Origin of the sequence: Chryseobacterium sp. 3008163 (assembly GCF_003669035.1) — a bacterium.
In the GTDB taxonomy this organism is placed as follows: domain Bacteria; phylum Bacteroidota; class Bacteroidia; order Flavobacteriales; family Weeksellaceae; genus Chryseobacterium.
In genome coordinates this window covers 595,463-620,441 of record NZ_CP033070.1, presented here as the reverse complement: position 1 = coordinate 620,441, position 24,979 = coordinate 595,463, and the positions used below count along the sequence as shown (strand labels likewise).

General features: G+C 33.6%; 19 protein-coding genes and 2 pseudogenes. 16 read left to right on the top strand and 5 right to left on the bottom strand.

The window, feature by feature from the left end:
• Positions 1-10: 10 nt before the first annotated feature.
• Positions 11-423, bottom strand: a pseudogene (locus EAG08_RS02685) (acyl-CoA thioesterase).
• Between the two features lie 135 nt (positions 424-558).
• Here EAG08_RS02685 and dnaA point away from each other — a divergent pair.
• The 4 genes from dnaA to EAG08_RS02665 all read left to right on the top strand — a co-directional run bounded on the left by dnaA (position 559) and on the right by EAG08_RS02665 (position 3,883).
• Positions 559-2,013: a chromosomal replication initiator protein DnaA gene (dnaA, locus tag EAG08_RS02680; protein WP_129534097.1), complete on the top strand. Its 1,455-nt coding sequence runs from the start codon at positions 559-561 to the stop codon at positions 2,011-2,013.
• Positions 2,014-2,111: 98 nt separating this feature from the next.
• The gene (locus EAG08_RS02675) at positions 2,112-2,582 is read left to right on the top strand and encodes a low molecular weight protein-tyrosine-phosphatase (RefSeq protein ID WP_129534096.1); all 471 of its coding nucleotides are present in this window, start codon (positions 2,112-2,114) and stop codon (positions 2,580-2,582) included.
• 46 nt (positions 2,583-2,628) lie between these two features.
• On the top strand, positions 2,629-3,327 hold the full coding sequence (locus tag EAG08_RS02670; protein WP_129534095.1) for an SAM-dependent methyltransferase: 699 nt from the start codon (positions 2,629-2,631) through the stop codon (positions 3,325-3,327).
• Between the two features lie 178 nt (positions 3,328-3,505).
• Positions 3,506-3,883 carry a hypothetical protein gene (locus EAG08_RS02665; protein ID WP_129534094.1) on the top strand — a complete coding sequence of 126 codons (378 nt, stop codon included), beginning with the start codon at positions 3,506-3,508 and terminating at the stop codon, positions 3,881-3,883.
• 67 nt (positions 3,884-3,950) lie between these two features.
• Here EAG08_RS02665 and EAG08_RS02660 read toward each other — a convergent pair whose 3' ends face one another.
• The gene (locus tag EAG08_RS02660) at positions 3,951-4,829 is read right to left on the bottom strand and encodes a DUF4349 domain-containing protein (RefSeq protein ID WP_129534093.1); all 879 of its coding nucleotides are present in this window, start codon (positions 4,827-4,829) and stop codon (positions 3,951-3,953) included.
• A 139-nt stretch (positions 4,830-4,968) separates the two neighbouring features.
• Between EAG08_RS02660 and EAG08_RS02655 the strand changes: the two genes are divergently transcribed.
• On the top strand, positions 4,969-6,036 hold the full coding sequence (locus tag EAG08_RS02655; protein ID WP_129534092.1) for a DUF2891 domain-containing protein: 1,068 nt from the start codon (positions 4,969-4,971) through the stop codon (positions 6,034-6,036).
• A 104-nt stretch (positions 6,037-6,140) separates the two neighbouring features.
• Here EAG08_RS02655 and EAG08_RS02650 read toward each other — a convergent pair whose 3' ends face one another.
• Positions 6,141-6,614, bottom strand: coding sequence for a DUF962 domain-containing protein (locus tag EAG08_RS02650; protein WP_129534091.1), 474 nt, complete (start codon positions 6,612-6,614; stop codon positions 6,141-6,143).
• Between the two features lie 69 nt (positions 6,615-6,683).
• Between EAG08_RS02650 and EAG08_RS02645 the strand changes: the two genes are divergently transcribed.
• From EAG08_RS02645 to EAG08_RS02595, 11 genes are all read left to right on the top strand, one after another.
• Entirely contained in the window at positions 6,684-7,529 is an 846-nt protein-coding gene (locus tag EAG08_RS02645; protein WP_129534090.1) for a helix-turn-helix domain-containing protein, read from the top strand.
• An 88-nt stretch (positions 7,530-7,617) separates the two neighbouring features.
• Positions 7,618-8,928 carry a TolC family protein gene (locus EAG08_RS02640; RefSeq protein WP_129534089.1) on the top strand — a complete coding sequence of 437 codons (1,311 nt, stop codon included), beginning with the start codon at positions 7,618-7,620 and terminating at the stop codon, positions 8,926-8,928.
• 26 nt (positions 8,929-8,954) lie between these two features.
• Positions 8,955-10,082, top strand: a complete 1,128-nt coding sequence (locus EAG08_RS02635) for an HlyD family secretion protein (RefSeq protein WP_129534088.1) — start codon at positions 8,955-8,957, stop codon at positions 10,080-10,082.
• Between the two features lie 95 nt (positions 10,083-10,177).
• Positions 10,178-11,767 (top strand): MFS transporter, encoded by a 1,590-nt coding sequence (locus EAG08_RS02630; RefSeq protein WP_129534087.1) that lies wholly within the window; start codon positions 10,178-10,180, stop codon positions 11,765-11,767.
• Between the two features lie 375 nt (positions 11,768-12,142).
• Entirely contained in the window at positions 12,143-13,345 is a 1,203-nt protein-coding gene (locus tag EAG08_RS02625; RefSeq protein ID WP_129534086.1) for a DNA cytosine methyltransferase, read from the top strand.
• Entirely contained in the window at positions 13,345-14,763 is a 1,419-nt protein-coding gene (locus EAG08_RS02620; RefSeq protein WP_129534085.1) for a hypothetical protein, read from the top strand. The genes EAG08_RS02625 and EAG08_RS02620 overlap by 1 nt, the downstream gene beginning before the upstream one ends.
• Positions 14,744-15,955: a DNA cytosine methyltransferase gene (locus EAG08_RS02615; RefSeq protein ID WP_129534084.1), complete on the top strand. Its 1,212-nt coding sequence runs from the start codon at positions 14,744-14,746 to the stop codon at positions 15,953-15,955. Before EAG08_RS02620 ends, EAG08_RS02615 begins: the two co-directional genes overlap by 20 nt.
• A 9-nt stretch (positions 15,956-15,964) precedes the next feature.
• The gene (locus EAG08_RS02610; RefSeq protein WP_129534083.1) at positions 15,965-17,893 is read left to right on the top strand and encodes an McrB family protein; all 1,929 of its coding nucleotides are present in this window, start codon (positions 15,965-15,967) and stop codon (positions 17,891-17,893) included.
• Between the two features lie 6 nt (positions 17,894-17,899).
• Positions 17,900-19,555, top strand: a complete 1,656-nt coding sequence (locus EAG08_RS02605) for a DUF2357 domain-containing protein (protein ID WP_129534082.1) — start codon at positions 17,900-17,902, stop codon at positions 19,553-19,555.
• Positions 19,556-19,581: 26 nt separating this feature from the next.
• Positions 19,582-20,253 carry a hypothetical protein gene (locus EAG08_RS02600; RefSeq protein ID WP_129534081.1) on the top strand — a complete coding sequence of 224 codons (672 nt, stop codon included), beginning with the start codon at positions 19,582-19,584 and terminating at the stop codon, positions 20,251-20,253.
• A gap of 84 nt (positions 20,254-20,337) precedes the next feature.
• On the top strand, positions 20,338-22,221 hold the full coding sequence (locus tag EAG08_RS02595; RefSeq protein ID WP_129534080.1) for a PEP/pyruvate-binding domain-containing protein: 1,884 nt from the start codon (positions 20,338-20,340) through the stop codon (positions 22,219-22,221).
• A 267-nt stretch (positions 22,222-22,488) separates the two neighbouring features.
• Here EAG08_RS02595 and EAG08_RS02590 read toward each other — a convergent pair whose 3' ends face one another.
• Both EAG08_RS02590 and EAG08_RS02585 read right to left on the bottom strand, forming a co-directional pair.
• Positions 22,489-23,046 (bottom strand): DUF4956 domain-containing protein, encoded by a 558-nt coding sequence (locus tag EAG08_RS02590; protein ID WP_164998514.1) that lies wholly within the window; start codon positions 23,044-23,046, stop codon positions 22,489-22,491.
• 275 nt (positions 23,047-23,321) lie between these two features.
• Positions 23,322-24,775 (bottom strand): annotated as a pseudogene (locus tag EAG08_RS02585) (sigma 54-interacting transcriptional regulator).
• Between the last annotated feature and the right edge of the window lie 204 nt (positions 24,776-24,979).

The following is a 24,979-nucleotide window of genomic DNA, read 5'->3' as shown; positions in this document are numbered from 1 at the left end:
TGTTATTTATTTAATTTTCTTTCCAGTTTTCTTCGATGAGCTTCATCAAAAAATCAGGACATTTGATGACTTTGTTGGTCGCAGCATCCAAAAAGAAAAGGGTAGTGCGGGCTTCGGTGATTTTTATTTTTTCTTCGTTGTAAATTTCATATTCAAATTCTATCCGCACACCCGGAATTTTTTTACATAAGTATGAATTTCTAATTTTTGATCGTATAAAGCTGGTTTTAAATACTTAATATTGTAATCAGAAACCGGTAGCCAGATTCCAAGCTTTTCAATCTCGTCATAAGATATCCCTATGCTTCTGAAAAGTTCTACTCTTCCCAATTCAAAATATGCGGCGTAGTTGCCGTAATATACGTATTTCATAGGGTCGGTTTCTGCGTAACGTACTCGTATTGTGTGAGTTGTGTGTATCATCTTGAGGTTTGATTTATACATACAAATATATTTTTTAATAATCAATACTTGCAATATTTTTTTTTAAAGTTAAAATATGTGACCTTTGTCTTCCCAATAAAAACAAACAACCAAAGAATTAATCAGGGCATAAAAATGGATGAAAATTTAATGATGATATGGCAGAAGTGCCTTCAGTTTATGCGAGATAATTTAAACGCGGCTGAAGACAATTCTGATCTTAAAAAACTCGAAAAATCCTTCGACTTACTGTTTGATAAAGTGCAGCCAATTTCATTGGTTGACAACAATCTTACATTAATGGTTCCGAGTGATTTTTACAAAGAATATATTGAAGATAATTACTTATCGTTGCTTTCTGCTGCCCTGAAGAAAAACATCGGTAAAGGCGTTAAACTTTGGTATTCGGTAATGGAAAATAAGCCAAGCGGTTTAGAAAAACCAGTTACAATGAATATGAAAGGCAAAACCGTTCCTACACCAAAAATGCAGGAAACAATGCCTCAGGGTTTTTCATCTAATATTGTTAATCCTTTCGTTGTTCCGGGAATCAAAAAAGTAAATATTGATTCTAACCTGAAAGCTGATTTTTCTTTTGATAATTATGTGGAAGGTGAGAGCAACAAGTTTGCTTCTACGGTTGCTAGATCAATTGCAAAAAGACCTGGTTCTACGGCATTTAATCCACTATTTTTGTACGGAGGTTATGGTGTTGGTAAAACTCACCTTGGTCAGGCGGTTGGTTTAGAAGTGAAAAGCCAGTTTCCGGATAAAGTGGTTCTTTATCTTTCTTCAGAAAAATTTATCCAGCAGTTTATTTCAGCTGCAAAAGCTCATAAACAGACAGAGTTTGCTAATTTTTACCAAATGGTAGATGTTTTGATTATCGATGATATTCAGTTCTTATCTGGTAAGTCTGCAACACAGGACAGCTTCTTCCATATTTTTGATTATTTACATCAAAACGGGAAGCAGATTATCTTGACTTCAGATAAAGCTCCCGTTGATATTATGGATATTCAGGACAGAATTGTTTCTCGTTTCAAATGGGGACTTTCTGCAGAAATCAAATCTCCGGATTTAGATACAAGAAGAAAAATTATCGTTGATAAACTAAGCAGGGACGGAATTGTTTTAACAGAAGATATGTTAGACTTCCTTGCCGCAGAAGCAAAAACTAACGTAAGAGAACTGATTGGGGTTATCAATTCAGTAATTGCCTATTCTACTATTTATAAATCTGAGCTAAGTCTTGAATTATTAAAGGAAACAATCAATAAGATTGCTGCCAATCAGAAAAAGGTTATCAATATTCCTTACATTCAGGAAGTTGTCTGTGAGTATTTCGGAATCAAAAGAGAACAGCTTTTATCTAAGACCAGAAAAAGAGAAATCGCTTTACCAAGACAATTAGCGATGTATTTTGCTAAAGAATTTACCAATGCAACATTTACAAAAATTGGTGAAGAGATGGGAGGAAAAGACCATTCAACAGTGATGTACGCTTGCGATACGATAAAAGATGTTTCTAAAATCGATAAGGAAATTAAAAAATACGTAAAAGAATTGACAGAGAAAATCAAGCATTAATCTGTAACTAAAAATAATAGGAAAGTGGAGAATATTTTTGTTCTCCATTTTTTATTTAATTTTGTCAACTGAAAATATATAATTCTAAATTTTGTTCAATGAAAATACTAATGGTTTGTTTAGGAAATATCTGCAGAAGTCCGCTTGCTGAAGGAATTTTAAGATCTAAACTTCCTGATAGTTTTTTGGTCGATTCTGTAGGGACAATCTCCATGCATGAAGGAGAAATACCTGACAAAAGAGCCGTGAAAACCGCGGCCAATCATGGCATTGATATTTCAAAACAAAAATCCAGACCACTTCTTATATCAGATTTAGACAAATTTGATAAAATCTACTGTATGGATTTGAAAAATCTTGAAGATGTGATTTCTATGACTAAAAATGAAGAACAACGTCAGAAAGTTCATCTGTTTTTAGAAGAAGCTGGAAATCATCAAAACTCAGAAGTTCCTGATCCTTACTGGGGCGACATGAATGATTTTGAAAATGTTTTTCAGTTATTGGATGATGCCTGCAATAAAATTTCACATCAATTACAACAACAGGTTATTACTAATAAAGTATAGAATAAACATCTTCTTTTAATTAAATTTCAACTTATAATTTACAACAATGCTTTTTTTAATTCCGGCTTATCTTTCAGAAAATACCCCAATCACTCATTTTTCTCCAGTGATTAAAGACTATATCATGCAGACCGACTTTTTCTTTGTTGAAAATGAAAAAACGGCAAGAAAAGTGATCAAGTTTTTTGCTCCTGAAAAAAAGCAGGCAGATTTAAAGTTATTTCTTTTAGATAAATACACAGAAAATTCTGATGTCAAAGAAGCTCAGGACAGAATGCTCAACGGTCAGGATTTCGGATTATTATCAGAAGCCGGACTTCCGTGTATCGCAGACCCTGGAAATCTGATTGTAAAATGGTGTCATGAGAAAAAAATCAGAGTGATTCCTATTTCTGGGCCTTCATCGATTATTTTAGCTTTAATTTCAAGCGGTTTTAACGGTCAAGAATTTAGTTTCAACGGTTATCTTCCGATAGAAAAGGGCGAGAAGAAAAAGAGAATCCAATATCTTGAAAGTGAACTTCAAAAAACGGGGTACACCCAGATTTTCATGGAAACGCCTTACAGAAATAATGCGCTCTTCGATGATTTGTGTAAATTTCTCTCGCCGAATACGAAACTTTGTATTGCTGCAAACATTAATGATTCGGAGCATGAATTCATAAAAACTTTAAGCATCAAAGATTGGCAAAAACAAAAACCTGAATTGCATAAAATTCCTGCTGTGTTCGTTTTAGGAAAATAATTTTTTCTCTCGCAGATTAAGCAAATTGAGCAGATTTATTTTTAAACATAATGTCATTCGTGAAATTCATTTGTGAAATTTGTGTTTAGGAAATTCTTTATTTATTATTTAACAGCCGTTAACAACTCTTTAGCATCATTCTTGTCATTACATACATATAACATTAAAAAAATATAATATGTCTGACAAAAAATTAGCAGGTCTTTGGATCGATACCCAAAAAGCTGTAGTCGTAAAAAATCATGATGCACAGAATGCATTCAAATTTTTCTTATGCAGTCCTGTAAAAGCAATTATTCAGCACGGGAACTCCAGTGAAAATGCAGGAAATAATGCCGAACAAACAAATAGAGTAAAATTCTTTAAAGAGGTTGAGCATCTTCTGACAAATTCTGAAGATGTTTTAATTACTGGTCCTGGGACTATTCAGGAAGAATTGAAAAAGTATCTGCATGACACCGCTCAGTTTAAAGATTTAAAAATCACTTTAGAAACTTCGCAACAAATGTCTGATGAGCAGGTTTTAGAAACTGTAAAATCGCATTTTAATGCTTAGATAAATTGTTTATTGCAATGAAACATCCGAATATCAAAAGTATTCGGATGTTTTTTGTTTTATGATTTTATTTTTTAACTCTGTTTTTCCTCCATTTTTTCCAAACGAAAACGACTATTGGAATCAGTAGCAAGAAAGGCCAGAAAGAAATAACTCCTAAAAAGAATGCTATGAAACTATTCCAGCCTTCTGTAATAGAATCTCCAAAACGGCTTCCAAAACCTATTTTTGAGGTTGCTGAACTTCTCACTTTCTCTTTATACAGCATTAATTCCAAAGTACTGTAGTTGACTCTGTCGTCTATAAAACGAAGTCTTCCCTCCGAAACGTCAATCTCATCTTCCAATGACCGAATATTTTCCTGAATTTCCAACATGTCTTTTGTGGTTTTTGCACTTCGCAACATGTCACGATATTTTTCTAGATAAATTTTCTTATTCTCTAATTTGATAGAAACATCTGTATATTCTTCTGTCACGTCATCGGACGAAATATTTTTAGATAAAACAGAACCAACACCATTGGAAAAGGAATTAATAAGTGGATCAAAATTTTGATGGGGAACTCTTATGGTTACATTTAAATTTTCGGCAGTATCATTATTATTAAAACGTTCAGATTGAATGTATGCATTATTTTTCTTTAGAATTTCACTGATTTGATTTTGTGCTTTCTTAATCTCACCAACCTGAATTTCCATCTCCCCATTTTTAATAATTTTTTTAGAAACAATATTGGTTTTTGGATTAGAAGAATTTGGTTCACTGTTTTGTACTTGTTTGTCCGAAGTGGTAGTTGATGGAGAAGGAGAATAGGAAGCAGCCGCTGAATCAACGGCAACATCTTCCATCACTGCCATTGCACTTACTGATTCATTGGCAACAGCTTCTGATTTGTTACAGTTAAGAAGGATCAAACAAAATAATGGTAAAATTATCTTTTTCATAAATGAATTTTTCAATGTGGTATCAAAAAACGTGCTTGAAGTCTTATTTGTTGTAAATATCTCAAATATTTTAATTTGAATTAATTAATAATTCGCTGTAAGACTGTTACAGTTAAATTTTAATTAATATTTTTATAAAATGAAAACAAGTCTTTTAGTATTTATCTTCTCTCCATTTTTAATTTTTGCTCAGGAATCTCCGAAATTAACGGATGAAATGGCTATAAAGCTCTCTGAAAAGCCACTGCACTGTATCAATCAGGAATATCCCAATAAAACAGCACACATTATCAATAATGCAAATGAAGTTCCTTTAACACCGAAAGATCTGCACCCAAGTTTCTACGGCTGTTTTGATTGGCATTCGTCTGTTCATGGACATTGGATGTTAGTGCGGATGCTGAAAACAAAACCTAATTTATCAGTTGCTAAAGACATTGAGAATATTTTAGAGAATTCATTTAAGAAAGAAAATCTTCAGGTTGAGGCCGATTATTTTACAAAATATCAATTGACTACAACTTTCGAGCGAACGTATGGTTGGGCTTGGCTTCTCAAATTAGACGAAGAACTCATGACATGGAATCATCCTAAAGCAAAGATATGGCATGAGAATTTAAAGCCCCTCACTGATAAAATTCTTGCTTCATGGAAAACCTATCTGCCTAAACAAACCTACCCCAACAGAACTGGAGTTCATCCGAACACTGCATTTGCTATGGTTTTTGCGCTAGATTGGGCAAGAGCTGCGAAGGATAAAGATTTTGAAAATCAACTGACTGAGAAAGCAAAATACTTTTATTTAAATAATACAAAAACACCTGCTTATCTCGAGCCAGATGGTTCAGATTTTTTCTCGCCAAGCCTTGAAATTGCAGATTTGATGCGAAGAATTCTTCCACAAAAAGAATTTGTAAAATGGCTTGATCAATTCTACGAAAAAAGAAGCATAGAAAATATTGAAAAAATTCCTGTGGTCAGTGATTTGAGCGATTATCAAACGGTACATTTGGTCGGATTATCTTTCACAAAAGCATGGTGCATGAAAGGAATTGCAAAATCTCTTCCAGCCAATCATCCATTGAAAAAAGAATTTCAGAAAACAGCGACCATATTTTTGAACAACGGTCTACCACTATTATTCCAAGGAAATTATGGAGGAGATCATTGGTTGGCAAGTTTTGCGGTGTATGCTTTAGAGGATTAATATTTAACTGAAATTTTAATAAACTTAATTCTAAATAATTGTCTTTCTTAGTTAAGTGAAACGCCTTTGTCTAACCTTGCGTTTAAAAACAAGAAAAATTAAAATCAATATCTAATCCCCATTTTTTTCAAAATAAAACTCAACAACCAAATCGGTCCAATTAAAAGAAACTGCAAATCTTTCAGAAAAGAAGGTTTCTTACCCTCAATCTTATGTCCAACAAATTGTAAAATCCAGGTAATCACAAAAACTGCCAAATAAACCATCCACGATTTATTTCCAAAATGAATATTTACAGCATACGCTAGATGCTCCATCAAAAGCATAGCGAAAATCATAATGAAACCAATCAAAAGTGAAAGTCTGAGATAAAATAGAGTAATCAAAATCACAACAATCAAACTCACCAAACTGATACATCCAAAGTAAGGCGCACAAAAATGTGGGGAAGGAATCAAAGAAATAAATCCTAAAATCGTCCAGAAGATCAGCGGAACACAGATCCAGTGAATCAGCTTGTTGGTGGAGTTTCTGTGGCTTTCAGCGTATTCTGCGAAAAGTAAATCAATCTTTCTCATAGTTTGAATTTGGGTGTACTAAAATAATAAATTTTTGCAATCGAAAAAGAGATTGATTACATTTGCCTTATGTCTGCTTTAGAAACATTCGGGGTTGAGATTTTTACGCAACATAATATCTTTGAAAGAATCTCTGCCGACAAACCTTTCCGTCCCGATAATCCTGCTTTTATCTTTATCAAAAGTGGTTCTATCAAACTGCGACAGCATTTCAGCGACCTAGAATTGTCTGCCAATATGTTTATGGTGACCGACCCGCAGACGGTTTACGAAATGATCTCGGTGAGTGACGATTTTCAGTCGAGGATGGTTTCTTACAAAAGAGATTTTATTTCAGCTTTATCTCTGAAATTTAATCGGTTGATTACGTATCGCTATTTCCGTCAGCAGATGAATGTCGGCGTTCCTTTTCATCAGGATGATATGGATGTAGTTTGGAAAAGCGTTAATTTTTTAAAATATATTCTCGATTCTCAGACAGAAATGATTTACAAAAAGGAAATGGTGGAGCATCTTTTCTCGGTTTTCTGTTACCAAATGGCTGGAATTATTTCAAGGGAGGACAATAATTCAATGAATCAAATGTCGAGACAAGAAGAAATTGTTTTCGTTTTTCTCAATGATTTGGCTTCTCATCATCATAATGATAGAACAGTAGAATTCTATGCCGAGAGACAGTCGATTACAACCAGACATCTTTCATCAGTGGTGAAAGCCATTACCGGAAAGTCAGCGAGTCAGATTATTGCTATAATTGTAATGAATGAAGCGAAGGTTTTATTAAACTCTTCTAAAAAGCCTGTTTCAGAGATTTCTACAATCCTAGGTTTTAGCGACCAGTATTCATTTTCTCACTTTTTCAAGAAACATTTGGAGGTGAGTCCTTCTCAATACCGAAATCAGTTCGAAGGTTAGAATCCTACATTTGAACATCTTTTTCCAAATCTCAAACATTTGTTTGAGATTGCAGTCGTCGTAACTTTGCTTCGTAAAACAAGGTAAAATGACAAAGAACATAAAAACAGCACTATCGCTTGTAGTGACTATCTTTCCTGCGCTGTTTTTTTCACAAGAAATAAAACAGATGACAGCGAATGAAGTCGCCGAACTGGCACTTCAGAATCACTATCAGTTAAAAGTTTCTGCGCAGAATATCAATATTGCCAAACAGCAGACGGATATTACCAAACTTCAGAAGCTTCCTTCAATAACGGCTTCCACTACTCAGTTTTATTTGGGAAATGTGGTTGCGATCGATAAAGATTTCTCAAATTCTACAACCATTCAGATGCCTCATTACGGAAGTACGTATGGCGTGCAGGCTACTCAACTTATTTTTAAAGGTGGATTGGTTAATAAATCTGTCGAATTGGCAGGCCTTCGTGAACAGCTTTCTGAACTGGATTTAGAAAAGAATAAGCAGGACGTTAAATTTTTAGTGATCTCAAATTATTTAGATGTTTATAAAATCATTAATCAACAATCGGTTTTTGAAAACAACAAAAAACTGGCTCAGCAACGATTGAAGAACATCAACGATTTTTACAAACAGGGAATGCTGACGAGAAATGAAGTCATCCGTGCTGAATTGGCGATTAAAAATTTAGATCAGGGAATTCTTACGTTATCCAACAACAGAAAAATCCTTAATTACAATTTAAATATCGCTTTGGGATTGCCTGCGGATACAGAAATTATTCCTGTTGAAAATTTAGGCAATAAAGAATCAGGAATCGGAATGGATTATTATTTAAATCTTGCTCACGATACCAATCCGCAACTAAAATCTGCACAAACCAACATTGGTGTGGCCGACAAAAATATTGAAATCATTAAAACTGACAGAATGCCGACGCTTTCAGGTTTTGGAGGCTACAGTTTGCAAAGACCGATTACCAATAGAAATCCTGTTTTGGATATGTACGCAAGCGGTTGGCAAGGCGGAATTTCTTTAAGTTATAATATTGATAATTTATATAAAACTAAAGAGAAAGTAAAGTTGGGTGAATTGCAGAAAACACAGGCAAATGATGCGCTGACTTTAACGCAACAGAATATTGATATGAATGTCAATGCATCTTATGTAAAATATCAGGAAGCAATTCAGCAAGCAGATATTTTAAACGATTCAAAAAGACTGGCCGAAGAAAACTATAAAATCACTGAAGCAAAATACCTCAATCAATTGGCGGTGCAGGCAGAAATGATTGATGCGCAAAACCAAAAACTTCAATCTGAATTGGACTTTGCCAATGCGGAAATCAATGTGCTGTATCAATATTACAATTTATTGAAATCTACTGGGACGCTTTAATTATTTAAAACTGAAAATCAAAAACAATGGAAAACAAGGAACAAAATACTCAAGATACACAACCACAAACAGCAGCAAAACCTGTGGTTTCAAACGTTGATGCTAAGAAAAAACAAAACAGAAAGAATAAAATCAGAGCCATCATTTCAAACGTTGTCGTTTTTGCATTGATAGGTTTCGGATTGTTCTGGCTGATTCGTCAGTATTTCCACATCGGTGACAAAACCTATACAGAAGCGGCTCAGGTGGAGGAATTCATCAATCCAATCAACACAAGAGTTTCAGCTTACATTAAAGAAATAAAATTCATCGAACATCAGCAGGTGAAAAAAGGAGATACGTTAGCCATTTTGGACGACCGTGAAATCATTACCCAATTAGGACAAGCGGAAGCAGCGTATCAAAATGCATTGGCTCAGCGTTCTGCTACAGGTTCTTCAATTAATACCGTTTCCAACAATGTCAGCGTGATGGAATCCAACATAGCCGGTGCAAAGGCAAGATTGTGGAATGCCGAACAGAATTTAGGCAGATACAAAAACCTTTTAGCTGCAGAGGCAGTAACCAGACAACAATTTGACCAAGCCAAAACTGAATATGATGCGCAGAAAGCAGCCTACGAAACTTTGGTCAATCAGAAGCAATCTGCCAACCTTTCTACAACGGAAGTGAAAAGTAAGTTGGGAATCAATGATGCTGAAATCAAAAGAACAAAAGCCGCTTTGGATATGGCTAAAATCAATCTTTCGTACACCGTAATTACAGCGCCTTACGACGGTGTGATGGGAAGAAGAACGATTTCTGAAGGACAGTTAATTCAGCCCGGACAACAAGTTGCCACTATCGTTTTAAACAATCAAAAATGGGTCACAGCCAACTTCTTGGAAAGTCAAATGCCGAATATTAAAATTGGTGAAAAGTTAATGATGACAGCAGATGCTTTAGGTGGAAAACAGTTTGAAGGCGTAGTCACCGCAGTTTCAGCAGCAACGGGTTCAAGATATTCAAGCGTTCCGACAGATAACTCAACTGGTAACTTTATCAAAGTGCAACAGAGAATTCCCGTAAGAATCGAGTTCACAGACGCCAATAAAAAAGAAGATGTCGCAAAACTGAGTGCGGGGATGAATATGAATGTTTCAATTAAAGACTAAACGATTTCAGATTTCAGATTCCAGACTTGAAGTAAGAAAATGAAGAACGCTGGAAATCTGATGTCTAATATCTGAAATCTAATATCTATAAAAAAATGTATAATAAAGGTCTTTTCAGCGATTGGGTTCCGAAACCCGTGCAGCTCCTGATGATGGTTTTACTGCTTACTGTGGTAATGCCGTTGGGTGGCGTTTACACCGGAAACATCAGTTTTATGGTGGGCGGAACCGGTGTGATGCAGGAATATTTTCTGTGGGCAAATTATGCCACCACCATTGGGATGGGAGCGTGTATGCCTGTGGTTTTAAGAATGAAAATGCGATTCAAAGTGCGTGATAAAGTTGTGATTTTATTGGTGCTTCTCGGTGCATTAAGTTATATCAACGCAACCACTTTTGAACCAATGATTATTGTGATAACCTCTTTGGTAATCGGATTTTTAAAAATGATGATTACCATTGAGTTATTTCTTCCGCTGATGGCAATGCTCGGCGGACGTGGGATTTTTTACGGAGTTTTCTACACATTTGTTTTGATATTAAATCAGGTCTCTGCTTATTATGCAGTGGAAGTTTCGGTGCTGTACAATTATCAGCAGTTTTTTATCTTGGCAGCCGTATTGTGTTTTGTGCTGGCGATTTTGTGTTGGGTTTTGATGCACGATAAATATTTTGCCTTAAAAGTTCCGTTGCATTACATCGATTGGCTGAGCATCATTCTGTTTGTGTCGACCTTTATGTTTTCGGCGTATGTTTTTTCATTTGGAAAACAGCAGGATTGGCTCAATTCGAAAAATATCATCAACGCCAGCATCGCAGCATTTGTGAGTTTTGCCTTACTGGCGATTCGTCAGATGACTTTAAAAAGACCGTATATTTCATTTCATATTTTTACAAAAAGCAATGTGTTGAACGGATTGTTTATGCTTTTGTGGCTGGGAATGTTTTTAGGAACAACATCGATTCAAAACATCTATTCAGTTGGAGTTTTAGGTTATGACCAATTGACCAATGCCAAACTGAATGTAATGATGACGCCCGGAATATTCTTAGCCGGAGTCATCGCTGTATTTTGGTTTAAAAAAGAACGACCGCTCAAAATGTTCATTTTTTCAGGCTTCGCTTCAATGACTGCTTATGCCATCATTATGTACTTTTCGATGGTGCTGGAATTCAATTACGAAAACTGGTACTTACCGATGTTCCTGAAAGGTTACGGAATGTGTTCACTCTTCATTTCAGTTTGGTATTACACCTTAGATAAATTGGAACTCAACGAAATGCTGGCGGCCATCGGACTGGTTTTGGTATGGCGAACCTTCCTTGCGGTAGGATTTTTCTCAGCTTTGTTCTCGTGGTTTCAGTATCAGTTTCAAATTGTCAGTTTAGGAGATTTGGCTGTTTATATGGACGGAATGACCATCACGCCACAGACCGTTGCTGCCAATATGAAAAGCATTCAGCTCAACGCCATCATATCTGCCAATAAAAAGATATTCGGTTACATCATCGTTGCCGGTTTCGGGGTAATGCTCTACGTGATTACCCATCATTTTGGAAAACGTACAGAATATTTAAGAGTGATAAGAATCCTCAACGGAAAATCGGTCATCGCGAGACGTAGAGCCCGTGAAAGAAAAAAATTAGAAGAAGACATCAAAGGCGCAGCCGGTCCTGCGCTATAAAGAAACCTTGTTTTTATCCGTAAAGTCTCGTTTTGTTCTCAAATCGGGGCTTTACTTTTAAGTATCTGATTAGAATCCTCAGTGCTAAAACGTTGATTTCTCAGAACTGCTGTATATTTTTAAAGTGTTTTCAGATGGGTATAATATTAGAAAGTAGGTGGTTCGGGAATCAGAATTAAATAAAAAATAATTTGATACTATTTATTGAATGATTATGAAATCAGTAGAGTTCATTGTCGTTTTTTGATAGTAGATTTTGTATTTTTGGAGGAATTTTCTTTTAAATAATATTTATTTTATTTAGTAGAAAAAATTAATCATGAAATAGATTATTTGTTTAAGTAATTATTATGGTTTCAAAAAAAGCAAATAAAAATGAGTAATTATACATTTATAGATCTATTCGCAGGTTGTGGAGGATTGAGTGAAGGTTTTTATAAAGAAGGTTTTAAATCATTAGTTCATGTTGACTTTGATGAAGCAGCTTGTCTTACAATAAAGGAAAGAATGAAATATTATGATTATTCTCAAGAAGAAATTGAGAATAGTGTAATATGTGGTGATTTAACAAAAGAAGAAATCAATGTTCATATAGAAAATATTGTTAAAGATTCAAAAGTTGATGTTTTAGTTGGTGGTCCACCTTGCCAAAGTTTTTCAACAGTTGGAAGAGCACAAGATCCTAATTCAATGTTTGATGATCCTAGAAATTATTTATTTCTAAATTATCTGAAAATTTTAGAAAAGTATATGCCTAAAGTTTTTGTTTTTGAAAATGTTTCAGGCTTGTTATCAGCAAAACCTAATGGCGAATTTATCTTTCCTAAAATAATTGCAGAAATGTCTAAATACTATGATGTATGTGATGACAAAGAAACGCTATTACTTAACTCTGTTCATTATGGAGTTCCACAAATAAGAAAAAGAGTTATTATTGTTGGTGTAAGAAAGGATTTGAAATTTACAGCAAAAAATATTTATAGAAATATTATTAAAACTCATTATAGTCCAGAAATGGAAACTAAAGGTAATACAGATGGTTTCTCTAAGTATGTTACTGTAAAAGAAGCAATATCTGATTTACCTAAATTATTTCCGGGCGAAGGAAAAAATGAAATTGAGTTTAAACCTTCAAAATTTAATCCTTATTTAAAAAAAATAAGAACATCTGATTTTGATAAATTGTTCAATCATGAGGCAAGGAGACATAATGAGAATGATAGAAAAAGATACCAATTACTAAGTAAGAACGAATGGCAATTAAAGCACTTAGCTGAAGTAAGTCCTGAATTGGTGCATCATGATCCTAAACATTTTGGAAATAGATATACAGTGCAGAAAAATAATTTACCTGGGACAACTGTAGTTGCACATCTTTATAAGGATGGTAATTTATTTATTCATCCGGATCATAAACAAGAGCGAACATTTACAGTAAGAGAAGCTGCGAGAATTCAGTCTTTTCCTGATGATTTTGTATTTATGGGTTCTAGAACAAATCAATTCAAACAAGTCGGTAATGCTGTTCCACCTTTAATGGCGCAACAAATAGCAAAAGCAATTAAAAAGTTTTTATAATGATATTTTTTAGTATTCCGTCTGTTGGCCAATTAAAACCAAGTACTCTTTTTGGAGAAGATGATCATTTTGGTTTTATTCAATCTTTATATGGTGAAGAGTACCATAGAGCAGAAGTCAATGAAAAGTGTTCAGTATACTATGATAAGGACAACTTAAGATATTGGGATAGCATTATCACAATATTTAATTTTCTTGGGATAAAAAAATTAAACTCTGACAATAGCTTTGATAGGATTCCCTTACTTGAATATATTTCTGATGAATATGATAATCATAATACTAAACCATCTGAAATTCTATTTGATTATTTATTGAGCCAATGGCAATATCCGCATCCAATCGTAACGCATAATGATCAAAAATATATTAAAAACTTAGATTTAATTATCAATAATCAAAGGTTAGATTTTCCATTCGTAAAACCATATCAGGTACTTTTATCCATTCTAAAAGAACTTTATTTAATTTCTCCAGATGCATCATATTTTTCGAATTCAGAATTCTATTGGATCGGTTATCAATTTTACAAAGGCTCAGGAAAAACTTTCAATTTGGATAGTTCAAAAATATGGGCGGAAGATATAGTTAAATTAAGAAAAAATGGCGGATGGGAAATATACAAAACCTTAGAAAAAGGTCCACATTTGTCCTATCCGAAAGGGTTTCTTAAAAACTCATCAGTTTTAAGTGATAATCCTTTAAATTATGTTGAGACAAATGATTTATTTTTAGGGCTTGTCCAATCTGAAAACATCCTTGAAACGATTGACTCAATAATTGAAAACTCAAATGATGTATTTGAATTTGACAGAACAGTAAGTGAACGAAATAGAGAATTAGCTTTTAACTATTCAAATTATCTTTATGATCATGAACGAATAAATAATTGGTTACAGAAGGTTGATATTCACTTAGATCAAAAAGATATATTTAAAACTGTCCACATTGAGACAAAGGAGTTTAAGTCAGAAGAGTTCGAGTTGTTTAAAATTGCAAATCAATTAAAAAGGTTAGCTTCTTTAGATAGAGAAACCATATCAAGAAGGAGAACAGAACAGTATATTCTTAGAAACTATTTGACTAAAAGTAAAGATAGTTGTCAATGTGCAATATGTCAAAAAGACTATCCAATAAAATTTCTAGCAACTGCACATATAAAAAAGAGAAAAGATTGTTCTGAAGAAGAAAAGAGAGATTTAAATATTGTTATGCCCGCTTGTCATTTTGGGTGTGATAAAATTTATGAAGAAGGATATATCTATATAAAAGATGGATATATTCATAGTAATCTAGAAAACAAAAATACCACTGAACCACTTACCGATTACATTTTAAATTTAGAAGATAAAAAATGTAATTATTTTAAAAAAGAAACAGCCCACTATTTTAAGTATCATGCCAAACAAAACATATAACTTTATTGACCTATTCTGTGGAGCAGGTGGATTTGCGAAAGGATTTGAAATGACAGGTAAGTTCAAATGTATTGGAGGAATAGACAATAAATCTTCTGCGATTGAAACACATAAACATAATTTTAAAGATTCAATTTCAATATGTGATGATATTCGAAATGTTCCACCTGAAGAATTTGAAAAACTATTGAATGGTCAAAAAGTAGATTTAATTATAGGAGGACCGCCTTGCCCAACATTTAGCACTATCGGTCATGCAAAAATCCAATCCGTTTACAAGGAACATATTGATAAGGATATAACTAATGATCCAAGAAACGATTTGTTCTTGGATTTCTTCAATTATGTAGATTATTTCAGACCAAAAATGTTTGTAATGGAAAATGTACCTCAATTTTTAACAAAGTACAAAGGCGCAACTTTCAATGCTGTTAAAGAAATTATCAAAAGAGATTTACCCGAATATGATTTAGTTGAGGAAGTTAAAGTATTGAATAGTGTAAATTATGGAGTACCTCAAAACAGAAGAAGGATGATTTTGGTTGGATATTTAAAAGGAATAAATTTTAAATATCCTGAAATCACGCATTGGTTTAGAGAAGGCAAATTTAATATTAATCCCAATAATACAGATATTGATGCTGAAAAATTAGAAAAGCATATTTCAGTGAAAAGCGCAATATCTGATTTACCCAAAATCACAGATAATTGGAGAGTTTCCGAGGTGGAATATAGTAAACAAAAAGATTTAGATTCTTATCAGAAATTGATGAGAAAAAACTCGGGAACAACAGTGAAAAACAATATTTGTAGACTAACGAACGAAAGAGCGAAAATTGTATTTTCACACATGTACCAGGGATGTATTTACATGGATTTGCCACCAGAAATTAGAAAAGTTTTACCATTCAGAGAAGATATTTTTAAGGATAGATTAAAGAGATTGGTAGAAGAAAATCCATCCTGGACTGTTCTAGCTCATATTGGCATGGACGGTTATATGTATATTCATCCAACCGAAGATAGAACCTTATCTGTTAGGGAAGCAGCTAGGATTCAATCTTTTCCTGACGATTTTGTATTTATTGGTAATCAACAAGAAACATACATGCAAGTTGGAAATGCTGTTCCACCATTAATGGCGATGAGGATAGCAGAATCAGTATTTGAGTCGATTATAAACCAGAATTAGATAATTTAAATGATTTATATAAGAAATCTTTTCACGCAGGATCTTAGAGATGGAAAGCAGATTGCTTTTCCTACAGAACCTTCTAATGTATTTTTTAAATTTAGTTTTAGCGATGATGATCCTGAGAGAAGAATAAGCTTTAAGTTCAAAGATACAGACGTTTCTTCTCCTTTCTATTTATTTAATGGGAAAATTATCAAAACTAGATTGTATTCTGCTAAAAGCGAATCGCGTATAGATGGAGAACTTAAACAGTTTTTCCGAGATGATTTAAAAGCAAAAATTGAGGATGTAATTGTTTTTAGAGCGATTAATAAGGAATCATATGAATTTGAGTTCATACCTGATGGAACAGCATCCTACAATACCTATAAGGCTATTCTAAGTGGTAGAAATCATGAACTTGTCATTGAAGATGATCAAGAAATATATCATGATTTTTCATTTATTGATAATACTGACTTAGTAAATTTGAAGGAAGATTTCGCCGATTGGTTTATCAAGGATGATGGTTTAAAGCATAATTATTTTACAGATTCATTTGGTTCAAAACGATCTAATTTTATTGAACAATTAACTAAATATGATTCTGTATATAATCAACAATTTGGAACATCTATTTTTAGCTTACCTGAAATAGATTTAAATGAATTTATATCTCAAATAGAAAAAAATCTATATCTAGAAGAAGGTGAGTTTTATGAATTTAGTTTAAAAACATCAACACATATGCCTAGAGCGATTCTGGGTAAAAAAAATTATTTAAAGTTTTTAAAGGAAAACTTATCTAAAAATAGAATTACTCAAATTGATTTCAATTTAAATTCATTCAGAGAAATAGTACAACAATCCAACCTCAATTTCTCCCCATCCTTAATCCTACGTTTCATCGCCTCATTAACCTCAAAACCTTTTGTAATCCTCAGTGGTTTATCAGGTTCAGGGAAAACCAAAATAGCACAAAGCTTTGCTCAATGGATTTGCGAAAGCGATTCCCAATATAAAATTGTTCCTGTAGGTGCAGATTGGACGAATCGTGAACCTTTAGTTGGTTATCCGAACGGTTTGGTTACCGAAGAATATATTACACCAGATAGTGGCATCATTCATTTGTTATTGGAAGCAAAAAGTGCAGGTAATGAAAATAAACCTTTCTTCCTAATTTTAGATGAGATGAATCTTAGTCACGTAGAACGTTATTTTGCAGATTTCCTGAGTATTATGGAGTCTAAAGACAAGATGAAATTATATACAGGGAAAGAGAGAATAAGTATTGACGGAAAAGCAATTCCACAAGAAATAGGTTGGCCGAAAAATGTTTTCATTATCGGTACAGTGAATATTGATGAAACGACGTATATGTTCAGTCCAAAAGTTTTAGACAGAGCCAATGTAATAGAATTCAGAATTACTGAGGAGGAAATCAATACTTACTTAGATAATCCGGGAGTTCCTGATTTGAAAAAATTAGAAAGACAAGGAGTCTCTATGGCTGAAAGTTTCTTAAAGATTTCTGAGGATTACAAATTAGAAAAAAATCCTAAGATTTCAGAAGAGCTGATTTCATTTTTTAATCAACTTAAAAATGTTGGTGCTGAGTTTGGCTATCGTTCTGCAACTGAAATCCTGCAATTGGTTTCAAAATTAAAAATGCTGGAGCCTTCATTTCAAGATAAGGATTGTTTAGATATTGCAATTATGCAAAAATTGTTACCAAAACTTCATGGTTCCAGAAGTAAGTTGGTGAAGATTCTTCTTTCCCTTTCAGTATTATGTCTAGAAAATATTTCCTATGAGTACTTTGAGAAAGAATATGATACTCTTTATAAAAATAATTTCGACGGAATAACTGTTAAATATCCAATTTCTTTTGAGAAGCTCACCAGAATGTATAAAAATGTTTTGGCAAATGGTTTTACAAGTTATGCAGAAGCGTAAAGAAATATGGACGAAGCAAAACAGTTTATTCGAATTCCGTTACCATTTTTTAGTGATGAAGATTTTTTAGAAATCTATCCTGAAAACGAGGCAAAACTTTTTCAAATTTCAGAAGAAGTGGCTCGGGAAAATGGTGAAAGTGTCTTTCAAATATTGGAAGGGAACTTTTATGAATACTTTTTTAGTAAAAAAACATATCGATTAAAATGTGATAGTATTGTTTATCAATCCAAACGTGATCGTTATAGGGGCAGAATTGTTCCGAATATTTATGTAGGGACGCTCACTTTATTTATAACTGATGAAACTCAAGCAGGAAAAGAATTTGAAATTACAATTGAGGTATTAGCAACAAAGTTCGACACCAAAGAAGATAAAAGTTATCGGGAAAATTACCGGTATATGCTCAAAGATATTACCGATAAGTGTACCGAACTGTTAATGCAAATCAATTCTCCGGTAAACCAAAATTTCGAAACTGATTTTTCTAGAGACAATGAAACGATTTATCAACGGTTTAGTTTTGTAAATAGTATCATTCAGAATAAAGATTTTGAGGAAGCGGTACTTAAAATTATGGCTTCTCCAAAAACCACTTGGAATACAGAACAAGAAGTGGTTGACATCAGAAGAATAAAGAGATTTAATAATTCTGCTACAAAACAAATTACATCAGGTTCTAATAGAATTCCGTTGCAACAATCTCATTCTTTATACCAAAATGGAATTGAATCTATCCCAAGTAAAATCAATAGTTTCGGGAAAATTGAACATATCGATACGCCTGAAAATAGATTTATAAAACACGCATTAGAGGTCTTCTTGAAATTTGTGGAAGACTGTCAGCAATATTTTAAGGAAAAGAATTATTCAAGACCATTCATGGAAGCTACCAATTTGGTAACTCAGTTAGATGGTTATTTGAGTCAGTCATTTTTTAAAGAAATTTCAAGACCAACTTCCCTGAAATTAAACAGTCCGGTTTTACAAAGAAAGAGCGGTTATCGTGAAATTTTAAGTGCATGGTTGCAGTTTGATTTAGCATCAAAATTAGTTTGGAAAGGTGGTGACGATGTGTACAAAGCTGGAAAAAGAGATATCGCAACTTTGTATGAATATTGGTTGTTTTTTACTTTGTATGATTTGTTTAAATCAAAATTTAAAATCAATGATATTGAGTACGAGGAAAAACCTTATGAGCATTTATTAGAGCCAACGAAAGACGGTTTGAACGTCATGGTAAAGCAAGGAAAACACACAGCGCTGTATGGTGATTTTGTCACAGAAAATAGAATCCTAAAAGTGAAGTTTTCTTACAATCGTTCTTTCAAAGGAGGTACAGATTACAAAGATAATATTGCGGGAAGTTACACGACAACATTGCGACCGGATTACACATTATCTGTATGGCCATCGATGTTAAATGAAAAGGAAGCGGAGAGGCAAGAGTTAATTGTTCATATTCATTTTGATGCTAAATATAAAGTCACACAATTTCAGATTCAAACAAATATAGATATTAATTTAGAAGAGGAAGAAGAAAACGAGCGAAAAGGTATTTATAAAAATGTAGACTTACTGAAAATGCATGCTACAAAGATGCGATCAGAAGATCGGGTGGTGCGTATATTTTATATCCGGGAACTGAAAAAAAAGAAATAAGAGGTTTTCATGAAATTATTCCAGGGTTGGGTGCTTTTTCAGTCAATCCAAATGGAAAAGCTGATGATATTAGTGAATTATCTAAGTTTATTGATTTGGTGATTGCTCACTTGTTAGATCGGGCATCTCAAAGAGAGAATGTGAGTCATAAAGCACATCAGATTTATCAAAATCCTAAAGACGATAATCACTTATTACACGAATCTCTCCCCGAATATATAAGTGGTAAAAAGCTAATTCCGAGTGAGGTTTTTGTGTTGATAGGATATTCCACATCCAATGATCGTTTCAAATGGTATGAAGAAAATAAGAAATACATTTTCCGAATGGATGGCAACACTGGATCTTTAGAACTCAATAATGATGTGGTGAATGCCAAATATTTATTGTTGAGAAAAAAAGGTGAAGCACATGCATCAGATTTGTACCAGATTAAAAGCAAAGGTCTAAAAGTGTTCTCGAGAAGTTATCTGGATACGCTTAATTACCCACCATCAAAAAATCCAAAAGAATATTATTTGGCTATCGAGATTGAAAAAGCATCAGATATAGAATTTGAAAATGTTAGCTGGGATTTTAAAGAATTGGAGACGTACAAAAAAATCTTAGAGGATGTGACAAATAAATATTCAAGAGCAGGTCTGCCATTTACTGTCTCTTTGACTGATTTGATGAAAACGAAGATGAGAAAAGAGTAACATAAAATTGTAGTACTCATCCCAAACTTTCAAAGTTTGCCACAATCAAGATATTCTCTACATTTGTTGCCTAATCCGCACAAGATGAAAAATATATTACTATTCTTATTCCTCACCATTTCTGTTTTATCATATTCACAGGATAATTATGTGAACTCAATTGCCAAGAAACAACAGTTTTTGAATCTTTCAGGTAAACCACTTACCGATAAATTTACCAATATGAAATCGGTAAAAGTGGTGTATGATTACGGTGCGAAAAAACTGTATTTTTTTAACAGTACGAGATATACCTATCATTATGATTTTTGCCTGAAAGTTTTGGGTTTTAATGATGAGATTGGTGAGTTCAATAAACAGTCGTACAACCCAACCAATAAGAGAACTTATCTTCTCGCCAATATCAACTATCTGCAGGATTCTGACGATTGGGTGATGGAGCTGGCTGCTTCAGATGAAATGAATGCCGGACTGATTAATTTCTTTTATAATGAAGTCAGCAAGAACGTATTTTTCAAAGATAAGCTGAAGTTTTATCTCAACTCTCCTCATGTGATTGGCTTAAATTCAAAGAAACAACTGAAAATCCCGACCGTTCTCTCGGATTTTATTTTTAAAAGAATTACTGAACAGTCAATTGAAAACACTTCAAATGTTGGAATTCTTAAAAAATATGACCTGCAGAAAAAGGAAGACTTTAATCCGAAATCAGATGAAATCATTATCATCAACACAACGCCAGAATTTATTCCGACTGTACGGGGAATTATTATTACCGAGCTTCAAACTCCGTTGAGTCACCTGGTTTTATTGGCAAAAAACAGAAATATTCCGGTGTATGTAGATACCAAACTTTGGGATAAGCAATCTGTAAATGCACTTTTGGGAAAGAAAGTGGAGTTGATTACCAAAGAAAATTCATACTTATTAAAAGCTTCACAGAAACCCATTCCAACAAAAAAAGCAGTAAAAGAAATTATTCTGAAAAAAGATTTTTCGGTTACCGATTTGGTAGATTTGGAAACAACAACACCATTAAATATTGTTCATTCAATTGGTTCAAAGGCAACCAACCTTGGGCTTTTAAAACAGATTCAGAAAGAAATGAAGTCGTTCAAAACTCCTGAATATGCTTTTGCGATTCCGTTTTATTATTTTGATCAGCATATTAAAGACAATCATTTGCAGGATAAGATCAATGAGTTGTATGCGATCCCAAAAGATTCTGTAAAGCTTCTTGAGAGAGAACTGAAAGCTTTCAGAAAGACGGTCAAAAATTCAAAAGTTAATCCTGCACTCTTGAAGAAAATTGAAGAAAAGCTGAATGCTCAAAGTGATTTTAAAAACTTCAGATTCCGTTCTTCCACCAACGCTGAAGATATGGAAGGTTTTAACGGAGCGGGATTGTACGATTCTAAAACAGCTATCATCGGAGATGCCGATAAGACCGTAGAAAAAGCGATATTAGACGTTTGGTCAAGTTTTTGGAATTTCCGTGCGTTTCAGGAACGCGATTTGTTTGGGATCAATCACGAAAGTTGTGCAATGGGCGTTCTTGTTCACCGATCGTTCCCTGACGAAAAAGCGAACGGAGTTTTGGTTTCAAAAAATCTATACCGAAATCAATATGACGGAATTACCGTGAATGTTCAGTTGGGTGAAGAATCTGTAGTCAAGCCGGAACCGGGTGTTACGTGCGATGAATTTTACTGTCACAATTTCAATAGTTTTGGTTCGTTTGTGGTCGATTACCGTTCTACATCGAGTCTTAACAATGGAAAACCCATTTTGACTGAGAAGGAAATTAAAAAGTTATTTGATATTTCATCTCCTTTGGAAAGAAGACTGAATCTGCTTTGGCAGAAAAGAAAAATGTCGAAAAGACATTATCCTCTAGATATTGAGTTTAAATATTTGGGTGATGAGAAGCAGCTGTACATCAAGCAGGCTAGAGCTTATATGGATTAATTTTTTAAATGAGATTTAAACGCAAAGATTTATTTATAATTTTGATTTAAACGAGCAAAGTTTGAATCAATAAATTTGACTTTAATTAAGCTTGAAAAGACTGTTATCCTCTTATTAATTAAATCCGATTCTTTAGAAATTTTAAGCAGTTAATAGCTTAAAGGATTATTTTTTCTCTCGCAGATTGAGCTGATTTTGCAGATAATTAATTGAAAAATCTGCGTAATCTCCTAGATCTGCGTGAAATAAAAAATTCCTGAATAAATCTTAATGCGAAACCTTTAAAATCACAATATTATCATTCAGATTGATACTCTTAATATTGTAACTGAAATTCTTAAGTTTGGTTTTTTCCGTTAAAACTCTTTTGCGTTCTGCTTCTTCGAGCTGGAGAAAATCTAATGAAGAAATAATTTCAATCGAACTCTTTTCAGAAACAATCGGTGACTTCTTTTCGAAATAATTTAAAATCAAATAAATCGTTACAATCGTAATATTGATTCCTAAAAGGATCTCGAGATTTTTAATGGGTAAAAGTCCGTCTAGAAGGGAAAGCGTAATCGATACAAACAGAAAAACAATAGTCTGAATGGTGAAAGTTTCTGTTCTGAAACGGAGAATCGAAAAAACGGCAAATAATCCGAAGCCAACTCCGAGACTGTATTCAGCTTTCGTGAAAACCAGACACATAAAAAATGTACAAATGCTGATCAACCCTAAAAGAGGATGCAGTCTGATATTTCGATTTCTGTTTGAAAAATAATATAGGGTAAAAATTGACAGACAAAGTATCAATAAACGTTCGAAAAGTTCCTGTAATTCCAAAATTGTGTTTTTAGTTTTAGCAAATATACAATTTAGAATGAAATTGAAAGCAAAATGATATTAGGTCAGTTGTAATGTTTTTACGGAAAAAAGAGAAGGAAACATGTATAGAGAATTGAAGTTGTGAGTGTATGTTCTCGATACAAAATTCTTTCAGAATTTCTACTCGAACTGACAAACAACTCATTTTAACAATTTATCCAATAAAAAGGAGTCATAAATTACCCAACAATCTGAGTAATTTATGACTCCAATATGATGAAGATTTTCACATTTTAATTTCTCAAATACTGCCCGATATCTGCAGAATCAAAAGTATAAGCATTAGAGTTTTCAGATTTATCTAATTTATTGCTGATAGTCAATGCCCATAAAACCAATTCTTTGCAGAAGTTTTTGTCTTCTGTACTTAATTCAGAAACGTTTTCTTCTATAACAGTTGTCAATGGAGCAATGCTGTTGAGCTTGCTGTAGAATTCTTCGTCAGTGTCGGTATAATTAAGCTCTAAATGATTTTTATTAAACCATTTAATTAAATCTGTGTAAGGTGTTTTGATGCCTTCTTTTTCTAATTTTGAAATACGAGGAAAAATACTTTCAAACTGCACCATCACGGCTTTATCAATTAATATTTTCGCAACGTAATCTGCACCTTCCTGTTCGCCTTCGTACACTAGTTCAATTTTCCCGTAATCGATGGAATGATGGACATAAAATCTAACAAACGGACTGTTGTTTTTGAAGCATCAGTTTCTATCAGACGTAATTTTGCGGCAGCTACTAAGTTTTCCATTGCGCTAATGGTTAGTCTTGCACTTACGCCACTTTTTGCATCTACATATTCACTGTCACGGGCTGCAAAAGCTACTTCTTCCAATAGGTTTTTTGCCAAATCAGGAATTTGAATCTGTGCTTTATCTTCAGCGGAAACTTGTGCTTCTTGCTCGGTAATTTGTTTAGCTAAAGCAATTGTTTTCGGGTAATGCGTGAAAATCTGTGACCCGATTCTGTCTTTCAGAGGCGTAACGATGCTTCCACGGTTGGTGTAATCTTCTGGGTTTGCGGTAAACACAAACTGAATATCCAAAGGCATTCTCAACTGAAATCCACGAATCTGAATATCACCTTCCTGTAAAATATTAAAAAGCGAAACCTGAATTCTCGCCTGTAAATCGGGCAATTCATTCAATACAAAAATAGAACGGTTCGCTCTAGGAATCATTCCGTAATGTAAAACTCGCTCGTCAGAATAAGGTAGTTTTAAAGTTGCAGCTTTTATTGGGTCGATGTCACCAATTAAATCTGCCACATTCACATCGGGAGTCGCTAATTTTTCAAAGAAACGGTTCGAACGGTGAACCCAAGAAATTGGAGTTTCGTCGCCCAATTCTGCAATCAGATCTCTCGCAAATTTCGAAATCGGCTGAAACGGACTGTCATTGATTTCCGAACCTTTTACAATCGGCATGAATTCATCCAAAAGATTGACCATACTTCTTGCGATTCTGGTTTTTGCCTGTCCGCGCAAACCTAATAAATTGATATGATGCCCCGCTAAAATCGCCTTTTTCAATTGCGGAACCACAGAATCTTCATAACCCCAAAGTCCTTCAAATACAGGTTCTTTCGCTTTAATTTTCGCAATTAAATTTGCCTGAATCTCCTGATTGATGGTTTTATCGGTATATCCTGATTTTTTTAATTCTTTAAATGTTGTATCGTTTTTCATTTGTAATGATGTAATTATTTATTGAGTGGGAATGCTTTAAAAAATATATTTAACTCAAAGTCCGCAATGATTTTTTTACTACTAACTGTTTTATTTTAAGTTCGCAAAGGCATTTCACTCAGCAAAGATCGCAATGTTTCTAAAGTCAAGTAATTTTACTTGGTAAATAGAAATCCCACTTTTAACCTTTTACTTTTCCCTTTG

What these genes read in the sequence shown, in the direction of transcription:
- EAG08_RS02630 (WP_129534087.1), top strand. Translation starts at nt 10,178, where the DNA reads ATGTATAATAAAGGTCTTTTCAGCGATTGGGTTCCGAAACCCGTGCAG.
- EAG08_RS02595 (WP_129534080.1), top strand. Translation starts at nt 20,338, where the DNA reads ATGAAAAATATATTACTATTCTTATTCCTCACCATTTCTGTTTTATCA.
- EAG08_RS02675 (WP_129534096.1), top strand. Translation starts at nt 2,112, where the DNA reads ATGAAAATACTAATGGTTTGTTTAGGAAATATCTGCAGAAGTCCGCTT.
- EAG08_RS02660 (WP_129534093.1), bottom strand. Translation starts at nt 4,829, where the DNA reads ATGAAAAAGATAATTTTACCATTATTTTGTTTGATCCTTCTTAACTGT.
- EAG08_RS02635 (WP_129534088.1), top strand. Translation starts at nt 8,955, where the DNA reads ATGGAAAACAAGGAACAAAATACTCAAGATACACAACCACAAACAGCA.
- dnaA (WP_129534097.1), top strand. Translation starts at nt 559, where the DNA reads ATGGATGAAAATTTAATGATGATATGGCAGAAGTGCCTTCAGTTTATG.
- EAG08_RS02640 (WP_129534089.1), top strand. Translation starts at nt 7,618, where the DNA reads ATGACAAAGAACATAAAAACAGCACTATCGCTTGTAGTGACTATCTTT.
- EAG08_RS02650 (WP_129534091.1), bottom strand. Translation starts at nt 6,614, where the DNA reads ATGAGAAAGATTGATTTACTTTTCGCAGAATACGCTGAAAGCCACAGA.
- EAG08_RS02610 (WP_129534083.1), top strand. Translation starts at nt 15,965, where the DNA reads ATGATTTATATAAGAAATCTTTTCACGCAGGATCTTAGAGATGGAAAG.
- EAG08_RS02620 (WP_129534085.1), top strand. Translation starts at nt 13,345, where the DNA reads ATGATATTTTTTAGTATTCCGTCTGTTGGCCAATTAAAACCAAGTACT.
- EAG08_RS02615 (WP_129534084.1), top strand. Translation starts at nt 14,744, where the DNA reads ATGCCAAACAAAACATATAACTTTATTGACCTATTCTGTGGAGCAGGT.
- EAG08_RS02645 (WP_129534090.1), top strand. Translation starts at nt 6,684, where the DNA reads ATGTCTGCTTTAGAAACATTCGGGGTTGAGATTTTTACGCAACATAAT.
- EAG08_RS02670 (WP_129534095.1), top strand. Translation starts at nt 2,629, where the DNA reads ATGCTTTTTTTAATTCCGGCTTATCTTTCAGAAAATACCCCAATCACT.
- EAG08_RS02625 (WP_129534086.1), top strand. Translation starts at nt 12,143, where the DNA reads ATGAGTAATTATACATTTATAGATCTATTCGCAGGTTGTGGAGGATTG.
- EAG08_RS02605 (WP_129534082.1), top strand. Translation starts at nt 17,900, where the DNA reads ATGGACGAAGCAAAACAGTTTATTCGAATTCCGTTACCATTTTTTAGT.
- EAG08_RS02665 (WP_129534094.1), top strand. Translation starts at nt 3,506, where the DNA reads ATGTCTGACAAAAAATTAGCAGGTCTTTGGATCGATACCCAAAAAGCT.
- EAG08_RS02655 (WP_129534092.1), top strand. Translation starts at nt 4,969, where the DNA reads ATGAAAACAAGTCTTTTAGTATTTATCTTCTCTCCATTTTTAATTTTT.